We start from the raw sequence: 24,482 nt of genomic DNA on the forward strand, positions 1-24,482 counted from the left end.
CTTAACATACCTCGTTCTGTTACAATACTTATGATGAATACTGAAAAGGAGAAATGCAAATGAAAAGTGTTGGACTGATAACTGAATATAATCCTTTTCATAACGGGCACTTATTTCACGCTTCATTGTCAAAACAACGCTCTGAAACTAATGTAACTATTGCCATTATGAGTGGTAATTTTGTGATGCGTGGAGAACCAGCAATCTATCATAAATTTAAACGTACTGAAATGGCTTTATCTGCTGTAGATTTGGTCGTTGAGCTACCATTGATAGGTAGCCTATCTTCAAGTGATACCTTTGCGGAAATTGCTATTAAAACGGCTCAGTATCTCGATATAGATATTATATCTTTTGGCAGTGAAAGTGCGTCCTTAAAAGATTTACAATATCTTGCAACACAAATGATTGCCTATGAAACACATCCAGTTTTTAAAGAGAAATTAAAACAAGGTAAAAGCTATCCACGAATCTTAAGTGAGTTAACACATAACGACACACTTTTGCAATCCCCAAACAATATTTTAGGAATAAGCTACCTTAAAGCAATGCAGCAATTTGCACCTCGCATGTCAGCATTGACTATTAAAAGAGAAGGTTCACTTCATCATCAAACAGTAATTGATCACCATCATTTTGCAAGTGGAACATCTATTAGGCGTTCTCTAATGAATGATAATGAAGATTGGAAAAATGTGGTCCCAAACCAAATACAATCTCTATATTGTACACCTCATACTACGGTTGAGGATACATTTCCTTTTATCAAACACCAATTAATTACACAGCCAAAAGAGAGCCTTCATTCTATATACACAATAAATGAGGGCTTTGAAAACCGCTTGCAAACAATGATTCATCGAAGTGATTCCTTTGAGTCTCTAATATCAAACCTTAAAACAAAACGTTATACGCAGACATATATTCAACGTGTATTAATGAATGTGTTATTAAATATAACGAAAGATGATGTTAACAAGGAAATTAACGCTGTTAGAGTTTTAGGAATGAGTGAGAAAGGACGTTCGTATTTAAAATATTTAAAAGCGACTTATCCAAATCGTCACTACATTACTAATGTAAATCAAAAGACTGCACATTATTTTAAAAATGAAATTAAAGCGACTCATGTATATAATCTATTAAGTAATCAATCACTGACAGACTTTAACACACCCTTAGTACGCATTTAAATGTTATAAAAGACCCGAAGTCTTACAACTCAAGCATAGTGTTAGATACAAATAATAATTGTAGTTTAATACCATTGTAGTCAACGTTATTCTTTCACTGACCTGAGCTTTTTTGTCAAATTTCGTATATAGAGTTACCTTTCATCTTTCTATTAACTTTATAATAAAAGAATCTGCTCTATTGGATGTATCACTTCATATTATATATCTTGCTGTAATCATTATGAACAGAAACTGTTACATCTTTTTGTAGTTTTGTAGTTCATTATGACTAAAATCCCTCAATAGAGTATCTTGTAATTAGACACCCTATTGAGGGATTTTTGACTGGATAGTTAAGATGTGACAGCCATTTCATATATAGAACTAAATGACTATTAGACACCCCTATATGTACAGTCGCCCTATACATTAAATTTCTTTTTTAATGCTCTTTCAACATGAGGCGGTACAAAAGGTGAAATATCCGCTTGATAGGCAGCTACTTCTTTAACAATACTTGAACTTATAAATGAATAGTTTGCACTTGTCATCATGTACATTGTTTCAATATTACTATTTAACTTTTTATTCATAGAAGTAAGTCGTAGTTCATATTCAAAGTCACTTACAGCTCTTAAACCTCGAATAATTGTCTTTGCACCTACTTGATCACAAAAATCAACAAGCAATCCATTAAAATGATGCACTTGAATATTAGGCAAATGTTTAACTGACTCTTCAATCAACGTCATGCGTTCTTTTGAGTCAAACGTTCCACCTTTACTACTATTTTTTAGTACACAAACATGGATTTCATCAAAGCGATCGGCGCTTCTTTCAATGATATCTAAATGACCATATGTTATTGGATCAAAACTACCGGGAATAACTGCTCTTGTCTTACTCATATTATTCTCCTTTTTCAAGTAACAAAGTATCTGTCAAACCATAATGATAACGCTTAATCATTTGAAATGGCGCAATTGTTATTTCTTCATTATGACTAAACTCACAAACGATAATACCATTTTCTTTTAATAAGTTAAACTCTGCTATACGAGAAATCGCCTCATTTATAAGCCCTTTATTATAAGGTGGATCTAAAAAGATAACATCGAATTGTATTTCTCGTTTAGCAAGTGCTTTAAGTGCTCTGTCAGCATTATTTTTATAGACTTCTGCTTGTGACATTAAATCTAATTGATTAAGATTAGCTTTTATAACTTTAACCGCTTTAAAATTTTGATCTACAAAAATCATTTTATCCATACCACGTGATAATGCTTCAATGCCTAGTGCACCACTACCGGCAAATAAGTCTAATCCTAAACCAGAAACATCATATAAACTATTAAAAATACCTTCCTTAACTTTATCCATAGTTGGGCGAGTATTTCGACCCTCTAAACTTTCTAGTGCTTTACTTTTATGCTTACCCGCAATTACACGCATTGACTCACACTTCCATTTCATTCATTTATTTAATATAATTTGAAGATAAAGGAGTTTGATTTATTTATGAAACAATCATTTATTAAAATTGGTGAAGGTTTAACCGATTTATTCGAATTTACTACTCTTATAGAATATAATCATACGCGAATCAATCGTATTGTATATTTCCATACACCTCATTCTGAGAAACAATTATCATCCGTCGCAATAATAATGAACCCTACTGCTGAAAAACATTTCCAGGCCATGTACATCATGACAAATGCATTAAAATATCCCTATCTAGAGGGCAACAAAAAATTCAAGATGATTAATTCAGCTGCAGAAAATTATGACATTCCAGTTGTAGGTATCGACGTACAACCTCCTGATGTGTACCCAGACTTAGAATTATATTTTAACTACCTTATCAGTGTTTTGCGTCTTCAAAGATGGATACCACCTTTGCAATAAATTGATACTCTATTGTATTTCATGTTTTTCTTTTTCATATGTTTTTTTCAAATATTTATATGGAGAACCTTGAATGTCGTGAACGTACTTGAGTTGCATAAGTTTATGAACAATATTGTCAGCATCTGCTTCATTTATATACATCACAACATATTTTCGTTGACGGTTTGAGTGCACGATGTGACCATATTTTCTAATTTGTCGCTCATGTTTCATATGTTTTAAATAAATAATTAAACTCGTTCTAGGAATTATATTCATTTCTTACTCACTCCATTATTTATACATTTGTTATCATATCATGACTTTATAAGTAATGAAATAACTAAGGATTAACCTAAACGATAAAAGTAATATTGAAATTCTATGACTTTAAACTTTATCTATCTTAAAATAATGATGAGATAAAGTAATCATAACCATCGTACCCAACAATAGTATTGGGGTACACTCACTTTAACTATCACTAGGAGGATTCGATTATGGCTCATTCAAAAAAATGGTTTATTAATGGGACTTTAGCAACAGCCGGTATTTTAAGCAGTCTATTTTACTTTTTAAAAAATAAAAATAAATCAACGCAACAATTAAAATCAATTCCACCTTTCTTCTCAGGTCAAGCACCTTACATATTTGCACATAGAGGTGGTATGGCAATGCGTCCAGAGCAAACACAGTTGGCATTTGATAATGCTGTTGAATATGGACTGGATGGCTTTGAAACAGATGTACGACTAACTAAAGATGAACAACTCATTGTTTTTCACGATGCACTTGTCGACCGTACAACTAATGGTTCAGGTAAAGTGAGTGAACATACTCTAGCTGAACTTAAACGCTTAGATGCGGGATATCATTTTACTGATATCAATAATCAAACACCTTATCGCGGGCATGATAAAGCTAAGATTTTATCATTCGAGGAACTGCTTGAATTGTACCCTAATATGTATATCAATGTGGATTTAAAAGATGCGCCAGACACCTATGAAGGTCGTATCGCACCAAAAGTGATTTTCGATAATATCATCAAACATGGGGCACAACATCGAGTGCTCGTTACAAGTTTCCATAAAAAACAAATTCAACGTTTCACTGAGTATAACCAAGCTGACATTGCTATCGGTGCTAGTGAAGCCGAAGTTGCTGAAGGTTTTCTTAAATTTAATGGCATGTTAGGTCATACATTTAAACCTCAAGCGGACACATTCCAAATGCCAGTTGCATATAAAGGAATTTCATTAACTTCTAAGCGTTTCATTCAATGGCTTAACTTAAATAATATTGTACCCGGTTACTATGGTGTGAATAGTATAGATTTAATGACAGACTTATATCATAAAGGTGTTCATACCTTAGTGACAGATCGCCCAGATTTAGGTCAACAATTTAAAGAAACATTAAAATAAATTGAAATATAAGTTTTTTAATGATTGCTCATTATTAATTTAACTCAAAATACCTAGGACATCCGAATTGTCCTAGGTATTTAACATATCTACCACGCGTTTCTGAAATGAAAGTGTATTTACTTTTAGTCTTTTAACATTAATTTATCTTTAGCTAAATAATGCAATATTTACGATGTCATTATTTAATCTATTTTACTTTGTATATAGTTTGAGCGGTACAAGTATTTTTCATAAATGAGCATCGTTAAAAATAGAAATGACTTTGATAAAGTGCGAATCTAAAATTTTGCTTTATAAAATATATATACAGTAGACTTACCTTTCATAAAACTATAATGGACAAAAAGAGGTGTGAAATAGTTTATTAATCCATTTCACGTCTCTTAAAAATGATACAAACCGCTTCCTTCAAAGTAACAAATTCTTAATTACAAAGATTTATCTTCTGTATAACATTAATTACACAAACATTATTCTTTGATATTACTGATTAATTAATGCTTTGATCATGCCTTTTAATTACAATGAACAGTTACATGTGCCACCAGATGCACATCCATCATGTCCAGTTTGGAAGAAAGGATTACCTGTTTCAATTTTTACATGCTCAGAAACAGCAAATGCGATTTTGGACATCACTTCGTCAATTAAATTTTGTAATGCCACTTCCTTTGCTTTATACTCCATTACTACTGGAAGCATTTCATAAGCACGTTTTCGTTGTCGTGTTTCTAACATAATATCTTTGTAGTCGGGATGATATTTTCCAAATCTCATCACATCATCATACTTATCTTTCACTTTTAGAAAAGCTTGATAAAATAGACTTGCCTCATCATCAGCATCTAATTGTATTTTAGCTCGTCGGTATGATACATAAATATCAGATTGTACAATCATATCCGAGATATCCTCAATATCATCTAAAATGTCTAATATTTCTTCAGTAATCACAGAATCATCCTTTATTTACTTTACTTTTCTACAAATATTAATGAGTAGTAATCACTCATCACTTCTCCACCCATTTCATCATACTTATTACTTAACAAGCGCGAGCGATGAATATCAGAATTAATCCAACTATGGATAAGTGTAGGTACATCGTCAAAATCATAACCTACATTTTGACTTGCCGACTTATAACTTACATGGCGCTCATCCAGTTGCTGTGTTAAAGCATTCTCAGTAAACTCCACACTGTCAGATCCTTTATCCGTTGCTTCATACAAATTGATAGCAGCAATACGAGCAATATCGTTATTAACTTTAAGTGATTTTAAATTTTTCATTTCTCTCATTTTATTCGTTACTTCATAGAGTGTAATCAATTGATTAGGATTTTGTTCATGAGGGATTTTATCGTCGGAACTTTCACTAATTCGTCCCTCATCTTCTACTCTATTTAACTTATATGGTTGTAGTGTTGCCAATGTATTTGCATCTAAAAATCTCACTGCCAAAATTTTATTAGTCTGTTGATCAGAATATATTTGAGCATAAACATCTCCATATTTAATTAACGTCTGTGTCTTTAAATCTTCATCAGACATTTCAAATTTATAAGTTTTACCTTTCGTCTTGACAGTTGGTTCTGGATTAATACTAGTATCTTCAAAAATATGAGATGAATTTTCGCCTATTTTAAGTGGGCTCACTTTTACACCTTTACCTGTGGCATAAACTGATGTGATTGTTCCTTTATTAGTACTGACAATATAATATTCATCTTTGTGTTTAAAGACATAATTTTTTAAACCATTTTTATATGGATAAGACCGGTCAGCTTGTCCATAATGATGCGTTAGAGTTTTAATATCTTTTCCAATCCAAGTCCCTATCCCTTCTTTAGGTTTAGGGTTCTCAGCATCCTTATTCGCCTGTTTAAATTGCTCTGTCTTAGTCGTCTTGCTATTTTTATTAGGATTCTCTAGAACATCAAACTTTAAACGTGGTGAGTAAAAGAGATAAATTAAAAATGTCACTAATAATATAACACCAATAACTTTAATTATTAACTTCTTCATCTTTCACCCACCTCTTAATAATTATATATATTGTACAAAAATGTCCTAACCTTTTTCAACATAAGTGAAACGTGTAAACAATCCCCATCATTATTCTTATAAAAAATTTTAAATGCTTTTGTATTCTTTATTTATACCAAAGTAAACATGAATAAATTTTCGAACATATTAAAAGGTAAATATTGAATAGATATATATCGTATCAGTAAAAAACGACTTCAGTATGATTACAGATCTCGCTTCAATTTATTTAAAATATTTAGATAGGATTTGAGTCATATGTGATATGTATGTAACTGTAGAAATAGTAGATAATGATTAGGAATAAAAAATTTGTTTATTGTATAATTTATGACAACCTGACAACTAAGTTATCTTCGTTCAGTACATAAAAATACCTGAGACAACCATTTGTGTCTCAGGCTCTTATAAAGAAAATTTATAGACCTAATGTAGCTTTAAGCAATGATGTTGTTTCTCCACCTGGATACAATATATATAACAATACATAAACTGCAACACCAGTAATTGCGGTAAAGAACCAAATTATTGAAGCCCAAGGCCCAATCTTTCTGTGAATATGAAGTTTATCTTTGAAGGCTAAAATGATTTGAATTAAGCCTAAAACGCCACCAACTGTTGCAAGAATGATATGGAAAACTAAGAAAATAGTGTAATAAACTTTAATAGAACTTGGTCCACCGAAAGCTGTATTACCGATAAAAATAGTTCTTGCTGCATAAATAATAAAGAATGTTAAAGCGAAAAAGGCAGCCCATAGCATAATGTTTTTATGCTTATGAACTTGACGTTTCCAAATCAATGTCCAACCAATAGCGACTAAAATCGCACTAATAACAATACACGATGTACTTATCGTTGGTAAAATGGGTACGTTCATAAGTTTCATCCTTACTTAAGTTAATTTATATCATCTTGATTAATGAAACAACTACAACGAGCGCAAAGAATACTACTAAGTAGTTCAATGAATAAATGAACATTTGCGTTGCCCATTTAGTTTGATTAGATTCTTTTCTGAACGTTGTAAAACCTAAAGCTAACCATCCTAAATTAAGTAGTGTAGCAATAACAACAAAAGTTACACCTAAATTAGATAATAAGAATGGTAATGGTAATAATAACACTAACCAAATAAACATGCTTACTCTTGTCCGTTTGAAACCTTTCACTGATGGTAACATAGGAATATTTGCAAGCGCATACTCATCACTACGTTTAATTGCAAGAGCGTAGAAATGGATGGGTTGCCAACAAAAGACAACTAAGAAGAGTGCTACTGCTGGTAAACTTAATGATCCATCGATAGCTACCCAACCAATTAATGGCGGTACAGCTCCAGGAAAACTTCCAACAACAGTATTCCAAGTTGTGTGACGCTTAGACCAAATTGAATAGTAAGATACATATCCAACAATACCAATTAATCCTAAAACACCAGAAGGTATATTTAATAAGAATAAACATGCTTCACCTATTAACATCATCCCAAAACTTAACATTAATAAGTTTCTATCAGATATTCTATCATTTACTGTTGGTCTACTTTGCTTACTTGGCATAATGCGATCAATATCTTGATCATAATAATTATTTAAAGCACAAGCGCCCCCCATAATAAGCGTAGAGCCAACTAGCATCAATAGTATTTGTGGAATGGAAGATAGGAAGGAATGGTTTGTCATTACTATTGCAAGCCATGCGCCTGCAAAAGCAGGTATTAAATTACCTTGAACAAGGCCCATTTTAATAATTTGTTGTAATTCTTTGAAGGATACACGGCCCGTAGTATGTGACAAAGTTTGATCTTTGTTCATAATTCCCCTCCTTAAATTTCTCATATAGTATAATGATATAGTAAATCACATAAAAAGACTAGGTTTTATAAAATTAAATTGTGACACTTTTACGACATTATAAATCGTCAATTTTGTGACACACTTAAAAATGTTATTCTTGATATAATAAGTTAAAAGTAAAAATATGTACATTAATTTAAAGTCATTTTTCTTCAAGTGTCGTACTTAAATGAAGTATCAATTAACGAGTCTTTCAATGACTTTATTCTATTATGTAATATTACAATTTAATACTTTAAATTAATGATGGGGTGTTTATCATTGTTTAGAAAGCAAAACCTTAAATGGTTAGGTGTTTTAGCTACGATTATTATGACCTTTGTACAATTAGGTGGCGCCCTCGTAACTAAAACAGGATCAGAAGATGGTTGTGGCTCGTCTTGGCCTTTATGTAACGGCGCTCTACTTCCAGAAAATTTACCAATACAAACAATTATAGAACTGAGTCATCGCGCAGTATCAGCCATTTCACTTATAGTTGTATTATGGCTTGTAATTACAGCTTGGAAAAATATTGGATATATTAAAGAAATCAAACCACTCTCTATTATTAGTGTTGGTTTTTTATTAGTTCAAGCACTTGTAGGTGCTGCTGCTGTGATATGGCAACAAAATCCTTATGTATTAGCACTACATTTTGGTATATCACTTATCAGTTTCTCTTCTGTTTTCTTAATGACATTAATTATTTTCTCAATTGACAAAAAATATGAAGCTGACATTTTATTTATTCACAAACCTTTACGTATCTTAACTTGGTTGATGGCTATCATAGTATACTTAACTATTTATACTGGTGCTTTAGTTAGGCATACTAAATCAAGTCTTGCTTATGGTGCTTGGCCTATTCCATTTGATGATATCGTTCCTCATAATGCGCATGATTGGGTACAATTCTCGCACAGAGGTATGGCGCTCATCACTTTTATCTGGATTATGATTACATTTATACACGCTATTAAGAATTATTCAGATAATCGAACTGTACGCTATGGTTATACTGCATCATTTATACTTGTTATCCTTCAAGTTATTACAGGTGCTTTATCAGTCATAACTAATGTCAATTTAATTATTGCGTTATTCCATGCTTTGTTTATCACATACTTATTCGGAATGATTGCTTACTTTATTTTACTAATGTTAAGAACGACGAGAAGTCTAAAATAATTTATTTTTTTCATAAATTTATAACAATTAAAAAGACACGCCACTCAAAATACCATAACGGTAAGATAAGTGGCGTGTTTTAATATATTTAAGTAAAAATAGACCATCTAAATATCTTACTAATCTAGATGGTCATATTAACTATGATTGTTTTTCAATTTCCACTAATAAATCTCCTGTGGCAATGGCATCTCCATTAGCAACATTTATTTGCTTAATAATTCCATCAAATGGCGCCTGAATCGTCGTTTCCATCTTCATTGCTTCAGTGATTAATAATGGTTGATTAGCTTGAACTTCATCACCTACTGACACTTTAACTTCAGTTACAGAACCAGGCATTTGAGCACCAATATGATTTGGATTCGATTTATCCGCCTTAGGTTTAACATTAGCATTCGTTTTTACATTTTCATCTTGAATATAAATACGTCTTGCTTGACCATTCATAGCGTAATAAATTGTACGTTTACCATTCTCATCTGGTTCACTGATTGTTTCTAATTTAATAATTAGACGTTTACCAGTATCAATTTCGATTTCAACTGTTTCACCATTACGCATGCCGAATAAGAATGTCGGTGTATCCAGTAAAGATACATTACCAAATTGCTCTTTAGTTTGAATATATTGTTTATATACCTTCGGATAAAGTACATAACTAATTATATCTTGTTCTGTTACCTCGTCTTGTTGTATGTCGCTTAATTCTTGACGGATTGCTTCAAAATCGACTGGCTCCAAGTATTCCCCTGGTCTTTCAGTAATTGGTTGCTGTCCTTTTAAAATAACATCTTGCAATTTCTTGTTGAATCCATTGACAGGTTGTCCAATATCACCTTTAAAGAAAGACACAACAGATTCTGGGAAATCTAATTTATAACCATCATTGATGACAGTATCTTCATCAAGATCATTTTGCACCATATATAGTGCCATATCTCCAACTACCTTTGAAGATGGTGTTACTTTTACAAGATCTCCAAACAGGAAGTTGACACGACGATACATCTCTTTGACTTCATCAAAACGTTCACCCAATCCTAAACTTTTAGCTTGTTGACTTAAGTTTGAATATTGGCCACCCGGCATTTCATGTTGATAAATTTCTGTATTTGGTGATTTGATATCACTCTCAAAGTCTGCATAGTAAGGTCTGACTACAGACCAGTAATGACTTAATTCTTCTAAACCATCAATATCAGTTCTTAAATTACGTGGGAATCCATTTAGTGCATAATATAATGAGTTTGCACTTGGTTGACTCGTTAAACCACTCATAGATGCAACAGCAGTATCAATAATATCTACGCCAGCATCAATGGCTTGTTTATATATCAACAACCCATTTCCACTTGTATCATGTGTATGTAAATGAATTGGAAGATGTGTTGCCTCACGTAATTCACCAATTAATTCGTAAGCTGCCTTCGGTTTCAACAAACCAGCCATATCTTTAATTGCTAAAATATGGAATCCTTCTCTTTCCAGCTCTTTAGCCATTTTAACGTAATAATCTAAAGTATAAATATTAGAACGTTCAGCATTTAAAATATCACCTGTATAGCAAATTGTACCCTCAGATACCATTCCCGCTTCTTGAACAGCTTCATTTGCTACTTTCATTTGATCAACCCAGTTCAATGAGTCGAAAATACGGAAAACATCTACACCAGCTTTTGCACTTTCATGAACGAATTTCTTAATTACGTTATCAGGATAGTTTTTATAACCTACTGCGTTCGAAGCGCGTAATAACATTTGGAATAACACATTCGGAATGGCTTTGCGCAATCTTTCTAAACGTTCCCATGGATTCTCTTTCAAAAAATTATAAGCGACATCAAATGTTGCACCACCCCACATTTCTAATGAAAAACTATCTTTAAACACTTCAGCAGTTTTAGATGCAATGTTCATCATATCTTTTGTTCTTACTCGTGTTGCAAGTAAAGATTGGTGTGCATCTCTAAATGTAGTATCGGTAATTAAAACATCTTCTTGTTCTCTCACCCAATTTGCAACACCTGTTGGTCCATGTTGCTCAAGGATTTGTTTTGTTCCAGATAACTGATTGATTTTCTTTTGAGAAATTTTTGGGATTTTGGTAGATTCATATTCTGGTTTTGGACGCTTTTCTACATTAGGAAATCCGTTTATCGTCACATTACCAATATACTCTAAAGTCTTGGTACCTCTATCCAATGTCGGTGCAATATCGAAAAGTTCAGGTGTTTCTTCAATAAATTTAGTAGTATAATCACCACTTCTAAATTTATCATTACGCATAACATTGATGAGAAATGGAATATTCGTTTTTACACCACGAATTCGCATTTCGCGTAATGAACGTTCCATTTTCTCTTCAGCTTGTTTAAATGAAACAGCATGTGTAGAAAGCTTAACTAATAGTGAATCATAGTAAGGTGAAATTTCTGCACCTTGGAATCCATCACCTGCATCAAGTCTCACTCCAAAACCGCCACTTGATCGATATGCAATAATTGTGCCAGAATCTGGCATAAAATCATTAGTAGGATCTTCAGTTGTTATACGACATTGTATCGCATACCCTAAAGTTTGTATTTCATTTTGGTGTGGCATAGAGATTTTATCTCCAAATAACGATTCTCCATCAGCAACTAAAATTTGCGTTTTTACAATGTCTATACCAGTAATCATTTCAGTAATTGTATGCTCAACTTGAACACGTGGATTAACCTCAATGAAGAAAAATTCATCTCCAGAAACTAAAAATTCCACTGTTCCAGCGTTGACATATTTAATATTTTTCATCAGTTGAATTGCGGCATCACAAATTCGCTCTCTTAATTTGTTAGAAAGACCTACTGAAGGTGCAACTTCAACGACCTTTTGATGACGTCTTTGCACGGAGCAATCTCTTTCATACAAATGAATGATATTCCCGAATTCGTCACCAATAACTTGAACTTCTATATGTTTTGGATTATCAATATATCTTTCAATATAAACTTCACTATTACCAAATGACTTTTCGGCTTCTGATTTCGCACGATGGAAAGCGTCTTCTAACTCGCTTGATTCACGAACGATTCGCATACCTTTACCGCCGCCACCGCTAGTGGCCTTAATCATAAGTGGGTAACCTGCTTCATTAGCAAACTGTTCTGCAGCTTCAAAACTTTCAATAGGACCATCTGTACCTGGGATTACAGGTAAGTTAGCGTTAATAGCAGTTGTTCTTGCCTTAACCTTATCTCCGAACATGTCTAGATGTTCTAGATGCGGACCTATAAATTTAATGCCTTCGTCAGCACATCGGCGTGCAAATTGCTCATTTTCACTTAAAAAACCATACCCAGGATGAATTGCATCGACACCCGCGCGAAGAGCTACTTCGATGATACGTTCGATATTCAAATAACTTTCAGCAGGTCCTAAGTCACTTCCCACTAAATAGGATTCATCTGCTTTATATCTATGTAACGAACTTTTATCTTCATTAGAATAAATTGCTACTGTACTAATATTTAATTCTGCTGCCGCTCTAAAAATTCTAATAGCGATTTCACCACGGTTAGCAACAAGTAATTTCTTTATTTGTTTCAAAAGCCAAGACACCCCTTAGAATGTTACGAATTTTCTAAATAATTAGATAATAAAATTTTATCTCAAATGATTGAATAATTCTATAGTAATTCATGAAAGAATCATATCATTTATCAATTTGTAACATTTAATTAAATAAATTAGTTCAAACTGACTGCACTATGTGTAAGTTAAGTTGTCAGTCAATTACTAGAAAACTTATAAATGTTAATAACTTAATATTATCATCTATATAAGAATGACGCTAGTTAAAGTATGCAGATTTACAGAATCTTAAATTATGATCATGAGTAGTGACTAACTATACCAAATATTATGATATGAAAAACCCAAGAGGAATAATTTACATTCATCTTGGGCTATAGTCTTAACTTGATATTATAAATTTTATATACTATTTAATTATATCGACGTTTAATATCTACCTTACGTTGTTTCAGTCGTTTATCATCTTGTTTTATCTGTTTTGCTGTAATAAGCAGTAATCCCATGGCTATACTTAAACTAATCATCGATGAACCACCAAAACTGATAAATGGTAACGGTACACCAGTAAGTGGAATTGTGGCAGAAATACCACCGATATTTACAAATGTTTGGCTTCCGATATAACTAGCTATCCCAACGCAAACTAATTTATAAAAATACGATTGCGTTTTATTAGCAAGTTGGAAAGCACGATATACAATAAAGTACTCTAAAATTAAAACGATTAAGCCACCGATTAATCCCATCTCTTCACAAATAATAGCAAATATGAAGTCTGTATGTGGCTCTGGCAAATAACCAAGCTTCATAATACTATTTCCTAGACCACGTCCGAACAACCCACCATTGCCAATTGCCAAAAGAGAATTAGAAATATGATATCCTGTACCTGATTCTTGACTAAAGGGATTGGTTAACGTACTAAAACGTGCCTGCAAATAACTTGGAACCATGTCTAACATGAACATAAATGTAGCTACGATGATAAAACCAATAGCTACCAAAGTACCCCATTTTAGCATATTCTGCACACCGATACCTGAGTAAAAAATAATTGAGAAGAATATGATCACAATTAGCATTGTTTGACCAACATCTTTTTGAAAAAGAACAAGTATCAAACATGTTACAACAAACAAAATTGGTCCTAATATTAATTTAATATTATGTCTCACCGCAGGCATCTTCTTTTCAATCATAAATGGTATGTATAGAATTATTGCAATCTTCAATAACTCCGAAGCTTGTAAGTTCATGAATCCTAAGTTAATCCAACTTTTAGAACCATTGATATTTTTTCCTATTACTAAAGTTAGTAGTAAAAGTATAAAAATTCCAATCATCATACCTTTTTGAACATTAGGCTTTTTTAATATTTTAACATTCATAATAAAAGCCATAAAAAATACGATAATAAAGCTCATGATAACGTATAAAAGTTGTCGATTGTAAAAGTATGTACCTGAAACTGGTACTCCCCCGGTTAAAGTACCTTTTGTAGCTGCAACCATGCTTGCACTATAAACCATTACTAATCCAATCAAACAGAGGACAACATAAGTTATTAACAATGGATAATCGATAAATTTAGAAGTCTTTCCAATATATCGCATTATATTTTTAAAATTTTTCATATACTAGATCTTCCAATACTAAATGATTAAAATTTATCTCTTTGTTGACTTAGTAAAACACATCGCTACTAAAAAGCGTTCTTATCTATTATATACTTCAACGTATCTATTAAACAAATATAAACAAATACATCTACCATTAAAATCCATGATTTAAATTTACTTTAACAATATTTGAGAGAAATGAGCTTTTTTTAGTCTGCTTTCAAATCAATTTCACTTTTAAAGCTTACAACAAAAAAGACCGAGAAAGATATCAGAATTAATATCAACTCAGTCATTTATGCGATGATTGACTCGCACAATTAATCATCTATCAATATTTTCTTTAAACATAAGACATTATGCATACTCTCAATTTAGCGAATACATTATTTTTACAATTAATTACAAATAAAAAGTTTAAACATTCGTAAATGCTTCGTGCAATTTAGAAAGTTCTTTTTCAAGTCTTAGCATTAATTGCTTACCATCTTCTTTATCAACTAATCCAAGTTGAACTGCGAAATCAACTTCCTTTTGTAATCCAAACATTTGAGTATCTAAAACCTCTTCATAAAGTGGACAAGAAGGTAAAGTTAAGTTATCCATTTGAACTTTAATTAGATGTAATATTCTGTCTGCATCTTTATTCAATTGGTCATATGCCGCACTATTTAACTTCGATTGGTTAGACATGACATATTCCCCCTATCGTTTCAATTAATATCTTCACAATAGAAGTTTATCCTACTGAAAGTTAAAAAGCAAGCGAATTTAAATTAAGTGAAAGCGATTTTGTGTTAAAATAATAAAAGATAAAAATTTAGGGAGTGGGCATTTATGATTCAAATAAAAGGAGCAGTCAATTTCCCTATTTCATTGGATAGTACGACTTGGATATTTGACGATAGAAAAGTTACTATTGATGATTTAGAACGTGGGGTATTTGATGGTAGTAGACCCATCAACTTTGATGATAACAAGGAATGGAACCGTGCTATTTTAGAAGGACAAACAAATCCACCAACGCTTGATTCTGAAATTAAATATAAAAAACGTTCGGTTTTAGATGAGACATTTGTGATAAATATGACACCATTTTTCAAAAATGCCGAACCCATGGAGAATGCTAGCACAATAAAACTTTCTAATAAAGATTACTCTATCAATGTACCCATGGACTTATTACCTTATTTGTTCTTTCAATTTTCTAGGAATGGCAAACGTTTATATAGTGATAATGCCGTTGATAGTTTTATATATATACCTGAGGAAGGATACTCTCATCAATTTAAGTATGTCACACATATAGAGGTGCTTTAATATGAGAAAGGTTCAATGTATTATTTGCGATACTAAGGTTTTTATTGATGAACATACAGTCGAGGCTAAACGCTTAAGAAATAATCCTATACGCACTTTCATGTGTGATGATTGTAAAAGTAGACTCGATACACCTAAACAAAGCAAACGAGATTAAAATGATATATTTGAAAATTTCAAAGTATCTAACATAAATAAATGGTGCAACCTTAATAATGAAAATTATTACTGTGGTTGCACCATTTGTTATATAACTAAATTATTGTTCGTCCTGCATTAATTGTTTAACTCTTTTCGCTTCTTTTTCACGGGCAGATTTATTAAGTATTTTCTTTCTTAAGCGAATACTTTCAGGAGTTACTTCCACCAATTCATCATCATTAATAAATTGTAACGCTTCTTCTAATGTTAAAATTCTAGGACGATTCATCGTTTGTGTTTGATCTTTAGTAGCTGAACGTACGTTTGTTTGATGCTTTGCTTTAGTAATATTTACTGTTAAATCGTTCTCACGGTTATGTTCACCAACAATCATACCTTCATATACTTCAGTACCTGGTTCCATAAAGTTAACACCACGATCTTCTAAGTTAATAACCGCATAGGAAGTTGCTTGACCTTGGTCCATAGAAATCAACGCACCATTACGTCTACCACCGATTTGAGCTTTAACTCGTGGTCTAAATTCTTCAAATGTATGGTTAATAATTCCATAACCACGTGTCATAGACATAAATTCAGTAGTATAACCAATCATACCGCGTGCAGGTACCATAAAGATTAAACGCGTCAAACCATTGTCGGTTGTCATCATATCTAACATTTCACCTTTTCGTGCACCTAATGATTCAATCACTGCCCCGGCATTTTCAGAAGGCACTTCACATTGTACACGCTCAAATGGTTCACTTAACACACCATCGATTTCTCTTAAAATAACTTGAGGTTTAGAAACCTGTAATTCAAAGCCTTCTCGTCTCATGTTTTCAATAAGAATAGACAAGTGTAGTTCACCACGACCAGCAACAACCCATGAATCTGGTTGATCAGTCGGTGTAACTTTTAAAGAAACATCTGTTTCAAGTTGTTGATCTAATCTTTCTTGAATTTGTCGAGCTGTTACATAATCACCTTCACGTCCAGCAAATGGAGAGTTATTTACTTTAAAAGTCATTTCTAGGGTTGGTTCATCAATACGTAACACAGGTAATGGGTCACGATGATCATGTGGTGTAACTGTTTCACCAACGTTAATATCTTCCATACCTGAAACAGCTATTAAGTCTCCTGCTTGTGCTTCTTCAATTTCTTCACGTTTAAGACCAAAGTAACCAAATATCTTCGTCACACGAAAGTTCTTAACTGTACCATCTAATTTAATTAGTGATACATTATCACCTACACGCATTTTACCTCTGAACACACGTCCAACGCCTATACGACCTACATAATCATTATAATCTAGTAAAGCAATTTGGAATTGTAATGGTTCATCTGAATTATCTACTGGTGCCGGTACATAGTCAATAATCGTCTCATATAGGGATTGCATATTTTCGTCCTGGTTTTCAGAGTCTAGACTTGCTGTTCCATTCACAGCTGAAGCATAAACAACTGGGAAGTCTAATTGCTCATCATTCGCTTCCAATTCAATGAATAAGTCTAATACTTCATCTACAACTCCCTCAGGTCTAGCTGCTGGTTTATCAATTTTATTCACAACTACAACCGGTTTTAGGTTTTGTTCTAAAGCTTTTTTAAGAACAAAACGAGTTTGAGGCATTGTACCTTCATATGCGTCAACCACTAGTACTACACCGTCAACCATTTTCATGATACGTTCAACTTCACCACCAAAATCGGCGTGTCCAGGTGTGTCTAATATATTGATACGCGTACCTTTATAATCTATCGCTGTATTTTTAGCAAGAATCGTAATACCACGTTCTCTTTCTAAATCATTAGAGTCCATTGCACGCTCGTCGACATGTTCGTTTTCACGAAATATACCTGATTGTTTAAGCAACTGGTCTACTAATGTTGTTTTACCATGGTCGACATGCGCAATAATCGCTATATTACGAACATCTTCTCTTAAATTAGTCATTTTATAAATTCCTTTCTTTTGTATACTCCCACTTTTAATTGCAACTGTTTTATTATATCATATATTATTGAAAAGATAAGTAAAAGGTGGGGTATGGGATGCAACAAAAAAAATCTAAAGGCATTTTCTGGATCTTCTCAATATTGGCTGTCGTTTTTTTAACATTATTTAGTTTCGCATTAGGTGCTGCTAATGTTCCAATGATGATTTTAACATTTATACTTCTCATTGCAACATTTGGTGTTGGGTTCAGTGTGAAAAAGAAATATCGCAAAAACAATTGGCTTTAAAAATTTATTTATCATTATATTGATTTCATTAAAAGCACGCAAAGACAGTTATTGAACGTAATTATAATACTGATATGAACTTGCATCTTTAAATCAAATATTATAAGTCTTGGACACTATCAATTTTTGATTTACTAAATTTTAAATCTAACACTTTTCATAACAGTGAGTTATTTATGATGAACATAATCAATCGAGGTAGAGTAGACGGAATTTAACTTGAATTCGTCGTTTCACTCGGGTAAAGATTCTTCACCTAGATGATTCGTAGAATGAACTGAGTGAAATTCTCTCTGATGTGACCTACAATTCATTATGAAATAACCCTCATATCAGTACATTTTCAATTCAGTCATTGACCGTCTACACATTATGAAAGCCTAGGCCAACAACTATGCCCTAGGCTTTTATATTTTTTATAAAGAGATAACTCAACAATACTTATATCAAACTTTTAGTGGTTCTAAACTCCTTATAAGACATTCTTCAAATTAAGGTTTGAAGAACAAAGAAATTTGAAATTTTCATATTTAAAGAAAATAGATAATTCTTTAACTCTATTGATTCCGTCTTTCTATCTCTTTCCAAATCTTTTTTCATGGAGTGTAATAAGCGTATCTCTTTGCTGATTTAAATGATGGTTTAATATTTCACGATGAAGGCTAGGATTTGCTATTAATATTGAATTCGGTTGATTGAAGTCTAATTTATCGCCTAATAAGTTGGTTCCTATCCCGCCTACTTCGTTCAAAATCAACAATCCACCTGCAAAATCCCACGGTTGTAATCTAGGTGTAACGTAAGCCGCCAATTGACCTTTCGCTACACTAATAATTTCTAATGCTGCACTACCATATGCTCGTGCACTTCTTGCCTCATTCACTATTGAACTAAAAATATCACTAAGTATTGGTTTCGTAAGCCAATTAGGATTAATACCTATAATACTTCTTTTAAGTTCGGTGTTTTGAATCATTTCAAGTTTATGTGTGTTTTCAAATGCACCCTGTCCAACCTTTGCATGATATAAAACATCTTTCATGACATCATAAACAAAACCTGCATAAGGCTTCCCATCATGATAAATACCAATAGAGATGGCAAAATTTTCTTTTTGGTGAACAAAATTAAGCGTTCCATCAATCGGATCAATAACCCAAATAACCCCATTTAAATACTCGAGATTATGACCATGCCCCTCTTCGCCAATAACCTGATGATCTGGATAATTATGAAGAATCGTTTCATATAGATAATTCTCTGTCGCCTTATCCACATTTGTAACTAAATCATTAGGATTTGATTTAGTCTTAATGTCTAATTCTTCTTGCATCATCAATCTTACCTTATTTCCTGCTTCTAGTATCAATCCTTTTGCAAAATCATATAAAGCCATCGTATCATCTCCTATTACTACATATTATACATGAATAACTATGTAAATTTATATGAATACACACTATTTTACCTTTAAAAAGACTTCGTAAATCAAGAGAATGACCATCCTTATTTTAGATAAACTTTAAAAGTTTATGCTACAATATTCCTAATCATATTAAAAGGAGGCATATGATGACTCAATATACTTTTTCACCTAAAGATTTTAAAGCTTTTGAAGTCGAAGGATTAGATCAAAGAATGGAAGCACTTAATGACTATGTCAGACCTCAACTTCATCAATTAGGATCTTATTTTGAAGAATATTTTACTACACAAACAGGTGAAACATTTTATGCTCACGTAGCTAAACACGCACGTAGAAGTGTCAATCCACCTATCGATACATGGGTAGCTTTTGCTCCTAATAAACGTGGTTATAAAATGTTACCACACTTTCAAATCGGATTGTTTAGAAATCAGCTTTTCATTATGTTCGGTATCATGCACGAAGGTAGAAATAAAGAAGAAAAAGTGAAAATATTTGATAAACATTTTGATAAACTGACATCATTACCTAGTGATTATAGTGTTTCTCTAGATCATATGAAATCTGAAAAGCACTATATCAACGATATGAGTAATGAAGAGTTGCATGCTGCTATCGATAGAGTCAAAAATGTTAAAAAAGGTGAATTTTTTGTTGCCAGAACATTATCACCTACCGATAAAAGATTACAATCTGATAAGTCTTTCCTAAAATTTGTTGAGGAAACTTTTGATGAATTTTTAAAATTTTATCAATAAATTTAAAATGCTTGAGTGATTTAAATTATGAAAAGTCATTCAAGCATTTTTATCGCCCCAATATTTTTAGGTTGACCTAATATTTTCTTTAGGTTAATATATTCTCATATATTAATAGGGGTGATTTTATTGAATATCAATAGTAACAATCAGGAACAACAACGAAGTTTAGATGAAATCAATAACACCATCAACTTCAATCATAATGATAGTGCAAGTCAAAAATTTCTGGCTTTTTTAGGACCAGGATTGCTTGTCGCTGTTGGTTACATGGATCCCGGAAATTGGATTACATCCATGCAAGGAGGAGCACAATATGGCTATACCTTGTTATTCGTAATCTTAATCTCTAGCTTGTCTGCTATGTTGTTACAAAGTATGACTGTGAGATTAGGAATAGCAACTGGTATGGATTTAGCACAAATGACACGTCATTTTTTAAATAAGCCTGTAGCAATTATGTTCTGGATTATTGCAGAATTAGCAATTATCGCTACTGATATTGCAGAAGTTATAGGAAGTGCTATCGCATTAGATTTAATCTTTGGTATACCATTAATTGTAGGTGCATTAATCACTGTATTTGATGTATTCTTATTATTATTCATCATGAAATTTGGCTTCAGAAAGATTGAAGCTATCGTGGGAACGTTAATCTTTACCGTATTGGCTATTTTTGTATTTGAAGTTTATATTTCTTCTCCACAAGTAATGGATATGCTTAATGGTTTTGTGCCCCATAAAGAAATTGTTACAAACCAAGGGATACTTTATATTGCACTAGGTATCATAGGTGCTACTATTATGCCACATAACTTATATTTACATTCTTCTATTGTACAATCGCGAAAATATGATAGACACAGTATTCATGAAAAAGCACAAGCGATTAAGTATGCTACCATCGACTCTAATATACAGCTATCCATCGCTTTTGTAGTCAATTGCTTATTACTTACACTTGGCGCTGCGCTATTCTTTGGAACAAAAACTGAAGATTTGGGTGGTTTTTATGATCTTTATTCGGCTCTAAAAACAGAACCTGCTTTAGGTGCATCGCTTGGCGGTATTATGAGTACTTTATTTGCTGTTGCCCTTTTAGCTTCTGGTCAAAATTCAACTATAACGGGAACGTTAGCAGGCCAAATTGTGATGGAAGGATTTCTTAAATTATCCATTCCAAACTGGTTACGTCGTCTTATCACTCGGTCTTTAGCAGTGATACCTGTTATCATTTGTCTTATAGTATTTAAAGGAAATACTGAAAAAATTGAACAATTACTTGTCTTTTCTCAAGTGTTTTTGAGTATTGCTTTGCCATTTTCGTTAATACCGCTTCAATTAGCTACAAGTAATCAAAATCTTATGGGAACTTTTAAGAATAAAACATGGATTAACATCATTTCCTGGTTACTCATAATTATCTTAAGTGGACTTAACGTATATCTTATCATTCAAACATTTCAAGAATTATGATTAAATGAATAACAAAGAATAAGTATCCTCTATTTTGAAATGATGAATTAGAAATATAGCTACTGTTGAAAAAGTACATAATAAAATTCAATTTAGATAGTGACGTTATATTTTATTAAAAAAGTCATTATTTTTCGCCATTTATGCACATACTTAACTTCAAGTTGTATAGTCCCTTTCTTACTTTATTAAAAAATACGCCCTATCAATTATTTTTACTGATAGGGCGTATTTTTATGGACTGTATTCAACATTTATTAGTCAAATATCAATTCTAAACCTATTAATATATATATGGATCGTCCTTTTTTTGTTTGTTGATTTCTTGTTCAGGATCCCAAACATCTTTCTGTTGTTGATTTTGTTGATGATTCAGATCACTTTGGTCCTTTGAATGGTTTTGACGAAGTTGATCTGTATCATTTTCATTTACATATGTTTTATCTTTTTTTGCAAAAAGTCTAATCGCAGCAATCATCCATAAAACCATCGCGATTAAATTAGTCGTAAATAAACCTACGATAGCCGCTGCTATGAGTAAACTGGCAGCAAGGTTTTTTCTTCCTTCAATTACCATTGCACCAACAAAACCTAATAGCGTTGAAAAACCTAAAATGACTAATGATGCAATAAGAGAAACTAAAAACATTTCAGATGACATATCTTGATTATTACCTGAAAACTGCTTCATTAATTCATTATATTGTTGTTGATTTGATGCATTATTAATAACAAATATCGATAGAATACCAAAAATTAAAAATAATAGGCTTAAGATATTAGCAATCCACGCTAATCTTTTTTCTACTTTTCTATTCAATTAATATGTGCCTCCTAACTCTTAAAACTATGGTTAATTTAATCATACTAAAAATTTATCTTTATCGCGAATAAGTTCATTTCCCATATTGATTAAGAAGTAAATAAGTTGCTAAGGTGTCAAGTTGATTTATCCAGAGTCCAACTCACTTTCTTTGAAATAGCGATATAGGTATCCCCACTTTTATTAAGTAATACGGTTAATCTAAAATTAAAAATATTGAATTCATCCTATATAAAATCTAGTTACAGAGGATGAATTTTTTTAAAATGCCTAGGACAGCAATAAATGTCCTAGGCATAAATATTAATTTTCTTTTTTTGAATCTTCCTCTTGGTTTAAGTTATTATCTGCATCTTCATGTTCATTATTAATCATTTGTCGACGTTCTTCATAATTCATACGTCGTTGGTTAACAGCACTTGGCTGGTTTTTTCTTCGTTCTTTCATACGTTTATTATATGCTTTTCTCTTTTCTTTTTTCTTAGCACGTATTTCTGCTTTTTCTCTTTTTCTTTGCGCTTTTAGTTCTTTAGGATCAATTTGTGGTTCAACAACTCCTACGTCATCGAGTTGATTACCTTCCATATGTTCCTGTTGTACATCTTCAAAATCCGTATTTTTAAATTTTTTATTGTACTTAGCTTGTCTTGACATGACTGTTGGTTCATCTTCAGTTTGTTGAGACGCATATTCACTTTCAACTGCTCTTTTTGGAAATTGAGAATATTTATCTTCATTGTCTACATATTCGTCTGAATAAAGTTGATTGGAAGATATATCTTCATCAGGTTGATTATCAGTTATACCATTATAGGAATCTTGTTGCTGAGCATTTCTATTGAATTGACGTCTTGTATTTCTATCTTCCTTTTTAGTGTGCATAGGTTCATACACATCATCATTATATCCATGTTCATTTCTTGACTCTGGTTCATAAAAACCTCTCTCATCATAGTATGTTTGATCATAATCATTATAATAAGATGGCACTGTTTCTATTCTATCTCTTCTTGCAAACATCATCATTGCAATGATAAAGAATAGGATAGGAATGATTAGAGTTACAATCAACAATACAAGTGGAATTGTGACTATAGCAGCTATTAAAAAAAGAAAACCAGACAAAATTCTTATATTCATAGAAATTAACGCTAAAAACGAGATGAGCAAACAAACAATAAAATAAACAATAATTGCCCAAACTCCATTTTGTAACCAAATCACAAATTGAGTTGTACTTAAATCATTATTGGCTAAAATTTGTTGTACGAGTTCATTATTATTAAGTGTGTTTTCTAAATTGGCAATTGACGTATCATTACTAAAAGATACGAGCGCAATAAACATTGAAACAATAGTTAATATGAGTAAGAATACCCAACTAAACCAACCTAATATTTTTTCAGTTAGCCGATTTGCTGGACGCTTAATTTGTGTATATTGCTCTCCTAACATTCGTTACAACTCCTTAACTTACTTATCACATTATTATATTAAAAAATTCTAAAAATA

23 protein-coding genes are annotated in these 24,482 nt (G+C 32.1%); 9 read left to right on the forward strand and 14 right to left on the reverse strand.

Annotated elements, in window-relative coordinates; translation table 11 throughout:
* Positions 1-59: 59 nt before the first annotated feature.
* On the forward strand, positions 60-1,193 hold the full coding sequence (locus tag ACVBFA_RS07395) for a nucleotidyltransferase (protein WP_002475920.1): 1,134 nt from the start codon (positions 60-62) through the stop codon (positions 1,191-1,193).
* 404 nt (positions 1,194-1,597) lie between these two features.
* On the opposite strand, the gene coaD is transcribed toward ACVBFA_RS07395, so the two are convergent.
* Entirely contained in the window at positions 1,598-2,083 is a 486-nt protein-coding gene (gene coaD / locus ACVBFA_RS07400) for a pantetheine-phosphate adenylyltransferase (protein WP_126122524.1), read from the reverse strand.
* 1 nt (position 2,084) lies between these two features.
* Positions 2,085-2,627, reverse strand: a complete 543-nt coding sequence (gene rsmD, locus ACVBFA_RS07405) for a 16S rRNA (guanine(966)-N(2))-methyltransferase RsmD (RefSeq protein ID WP_001830140.1) — start codon at positions 2,625-2,627, stop codon at positions 2,085-2,087.
* Between the two features lie 66 nt (positions 2,628-2,693).
* On the opposite strand from rsmD, the gene ACVBFA_RS07410 reads away from it, so the two are divergent.
* Positions 2,694-3,083, forward strand: a complete 390-nt coding sequence (locus ACVBFA_RS07410; protein ID WP_447158800.1) for a DUF7147 family protein — start codon at positions 2,694-2,696, stop codon at positions 3,081-3,083.
* 9 nt (positions 3,084-3,092) lie between these two features.
* On the opposite strand, the gene ACVBFA_RS07415 is transcribed toward ACVBFA_RS07410, so the two are convergent.
* Complete coding sequence (locus ACVBFA_RS07415; RefSeq protein WP_002439362.1) at positions 3,093-3,344, reverse strand: DUF2129 domain-containing protein; 252 nt, start codon at positions 3,342-3,344, stop codon at positions 3,093-3,095.
* 221 nt (positions 3,345-3,565) lie between these two features.
* Between ACVBFA_RS07415 and ACVBFA_RS07420 the strand changes: the two genes are divergently transcribed.
* Positions 3,566-4,492 carry a glycerophosphodiester phosphodiesterase gene (locus ACVBFA_RS07420; RefSeq protein WP_126122525.1) on the forward strand — a complete coding sequence of 309 codons (927 nt, stop codon included), beginning with the start codon at positions 3,566-3,568 and terminating at the stop codon, positions 4,490-4,492.
* Between the two features lie 522 nt (positions 4,493-5,014).
* Here the strand turns inward: ACVBFA_RS07420 and ACVBFA_RS07425 are convergent.
* The 4 genes from ACVBFA_RS07425 to cyoE all read right to left on the reverse strand — a co-directional run bounded on the left by ACVBFA_RS07425 (position 5,015) and on the right by cyoE (position 8,360).
* Entirely contained in the window at positions 5,015-5,449 is a 435-nt protein-coding gene (locus tag ACVBFA_RS07425; RefSeq protein WP_002475938.1) for a YlbF family regulator, read from the reverse strand.
* A gap of 20 nt (positions 5,450-5,469) precedes the next feature.
* Positions 5,470-6,522 carry a CAP-associated domain-containing protein gene (locus tag ACVBFA_RS07430; RefSeq protein WP_002500777.1) on the reverse strand — a complete coding sequence of 351 codons (1,053 nt, stop codon included), beginning with the start codon at positions 6,520-6,522 and terminating at the stop codon, positions 5,470-5,472.
* A gap of 439 nt (positions 6,523-6,961) precedes the next feature.
* Complete coding sequence (locus ACVBFA_RS07435) at positions 6,962-7,423, reverse strand: DUF420 domain-containing protein (RefSeq protein ID WP_002457433.1); 462 nt, start codon at positions 7,421-7,423, stop codon at positions 6,962-6,964.
* A 25-nt stretch (positions 7,424-7,448) separates the two neighbouring features.
* The gene (gene cyoE, locus ACVBFA_RS07440; RefSeq protein WP_002457434.1) at positions 7,449-8,360 is read right to left on the reverse strand and encodes a heme o synthase; all 912 of its coding nucleotides are present in this window, start codon (positions 8,358-8,360) and stop codon (positions 7,449-7,451) included.
* 303 nt (positions 8,361-8,663) lie between these two features.
* On the opposite strand from cyoE, the gene ACVBFA_RS07445 reads away from it, so the two are divergent.
* Positions 8,664-9,572, forward strand: a complete 909-nt coding sequence (locus ACVBFA_RS07445) for a COX15/CtaA family protein (protein ID WP_002457435.1) — start codon at positions 8,664-8,666, stop codon at positions 9,570-9,572.
* 141 nt (positions 9,573-9,713) lie between these two features.
* Here the strand turns inward: ACVBFA_RS07445 and ACVBFA_RS07450 are convergent, their stop codons facing one another.
* The 3 genes from ACVBFA_RS07450 to ACVBFA_RS07460 form a co-directional block, all read right to left on the reverse strand.
* On the reverse strand, positions 9,714-13,163 hold the full coding sequence (locus tag ACVBFA_RS07450; protein WP_164539692.1) for a pyruvate carboxylase: 3,450 nt from the start codon (positions 13,161-13,163) through the stop codon (positions 9,714-9,716).
* Positions 13,164-13,561: 398 nt separating this feature from the next.
* Complete coding sequence (gene ftsW / locus ACVBFA_RS07455) at positions 13,562-14,785, reverse strand: cell division peptidoglycan polymerase FtsW (RefSeq protein WP_002475923.1); 1,224 nt, start codon at positions 14,783-14,785, stop codon at positions 13,562-13,564.
* 402 nt (positions 14,786-15,187) lie between these two features.
* The gene (locus tag ACVBFA_RS07460; RefSeq protein WP_001830079.1) at positions 15,188-15,463 is read right to left on the reverse strand and encodes a YlaN family protein; all 276 of its coding nucleotides are present in this window, start codon (positions 15,461-15,463) and stop codon (positions 15,188-15,190) included.
* Positions 15,464-15,607: 144 nt separating this feature from the next.
* On the opposite strand from ACVBFA_RS07460, the gene ACVBFA_RS07465 reads away from it, so the two are divergent.
* Positions 15,608-16,090: a hypothetical protein gene (locus ACVBFA_RS07465; protein WP_002457438.1), complete on the forward strand. Its 483-nt coding sequence runs from the start codon at positions 15,608-15,610 to the stop codon at positions 16,088-16,090.
* A 1-nt stretch (position 16,091) separates the two neighbouring features.
* On the forward strand, positions 16,092-16,247 hold the full coding sequence (locus ACVBFA_RS07470; RefSeq protein WP_002446186.1) for a DUF2197 domain-containing protein: 156 nt from the start codon (positions 16,092-16,094) through the stop codon (positions 16,245-16,247).
* Positions 16,248-16,349: 102 nt separating this feature from the next.
* Here the strand turns inward: ACVBFA_RS07470 and typA are convergent, their stop codons facing one another.
* A complete protein-coding gene (typA, locus tag ACVBFA_RS07475) occupies positions 16,350-18,197 on the reverse strand; it encodes a translational GTPase TypA (protein ID WP_126122527.1) in 1,848 nt (615 codons plus the stop codon).
* A 98-nt stretch (positions 18,198-18,295) separates the two neighbouring features.
* Here typA and ACVBFA_RS07480 point away from each other — a divergent pair, with 98 nt between their 5' ends.
* A complete protein-coding gene (locus ACVBFA_RS07480) occupies positions 18,296-18,487 on the forward strand; it encodes a DUF5325 family protein (protein ID WP_002446184.1) in 192 nt (63 codons plus the stop codon).
* Between the two features lie 574 nt (positions 18,488-19,061).
* On the opposite strand, the gene ACVBFA_RS07485 is transcribed toward ACVBFA_RS07480, so the two are convergent.
* Complete coding sequence (locus ACVBFA_RS07485) at positions 19,062-19,883, reverse strand: inositol monophosphatase family protein (protein WP_002457439.1); 822 nt, start codon at positions 19,881-19,883, stop codon at positions 19,062-19,064.
* A gap of 176 nt (positions 19,884-20,059) precedes the next feature.
* Between ACVBFA_RS07485 and ACVBFA_RS07490 the strand changes: the two genes are divergently transcribed.
* Both ACVBFA_RS07490 and ACVBFA_RS07495 read left to right on the forward strand, forming a co-directional pair.
* Complete coding sequence (locus tag ACVBFA_RS07490; RefSeq protein WP_002457440.1) at positions 20,060-20,671, forward strand: YktB family protein; 612 nt, start codon at positions 20,060-20,062, stop codon at positions 20,669-20,671.
* A 129-nt stretch (positions 20,672-20,800) separates the two neighbouring features.
* Positions 20,801-22,147: an Nramp family divalent metal transporter gene (locus ACVBFA_RS07495; RefSeq protein WP_002457441.1), complete on the forward strand. Its 1,347-nt coding sequence runs from the start codon at positions 20,801-20,803 to the stop codon at positions 22,145-22,147.
* 283 nt (positions 22,148-22,430) lie between these two features.
* On the opposite strand, the gene ACVBFA_RS07500 is transcribed toward ACVBFA_RS07495, so the two are convergent.
* A complete protein-coding gene (locus tag ACVBFA_RS07500; protein ID WP_002446180.1) occupies positions 22,431-22,967 on the reverse strand; it encodes a DUF4064 domain-containing protein in 537 nt (178 codons plus the stop codon).
* 306 nt (positions 22,968-23,273) lie between these two features.
* Positions 23,274-24,425 carry a lipoteichoic acid stability factor AuxB gene (gene auxB / locus ACVBFA_RS07505; RefSeq protein ID WP_447158801.1) on the reverse strand — a complete coding sequence of 384 codons (1,152 nt, stop codon included), beginning with the start codon at positions 24,423-24,425 and terminating at the stop codon, positions 23,274-23,276.
* Between the last annotated feature and the right edge of the window lie 57 nt (positions 24,426-24,482).

This window comes from Staphylococcus sp. MSU001, assembly GCF_052976705.1.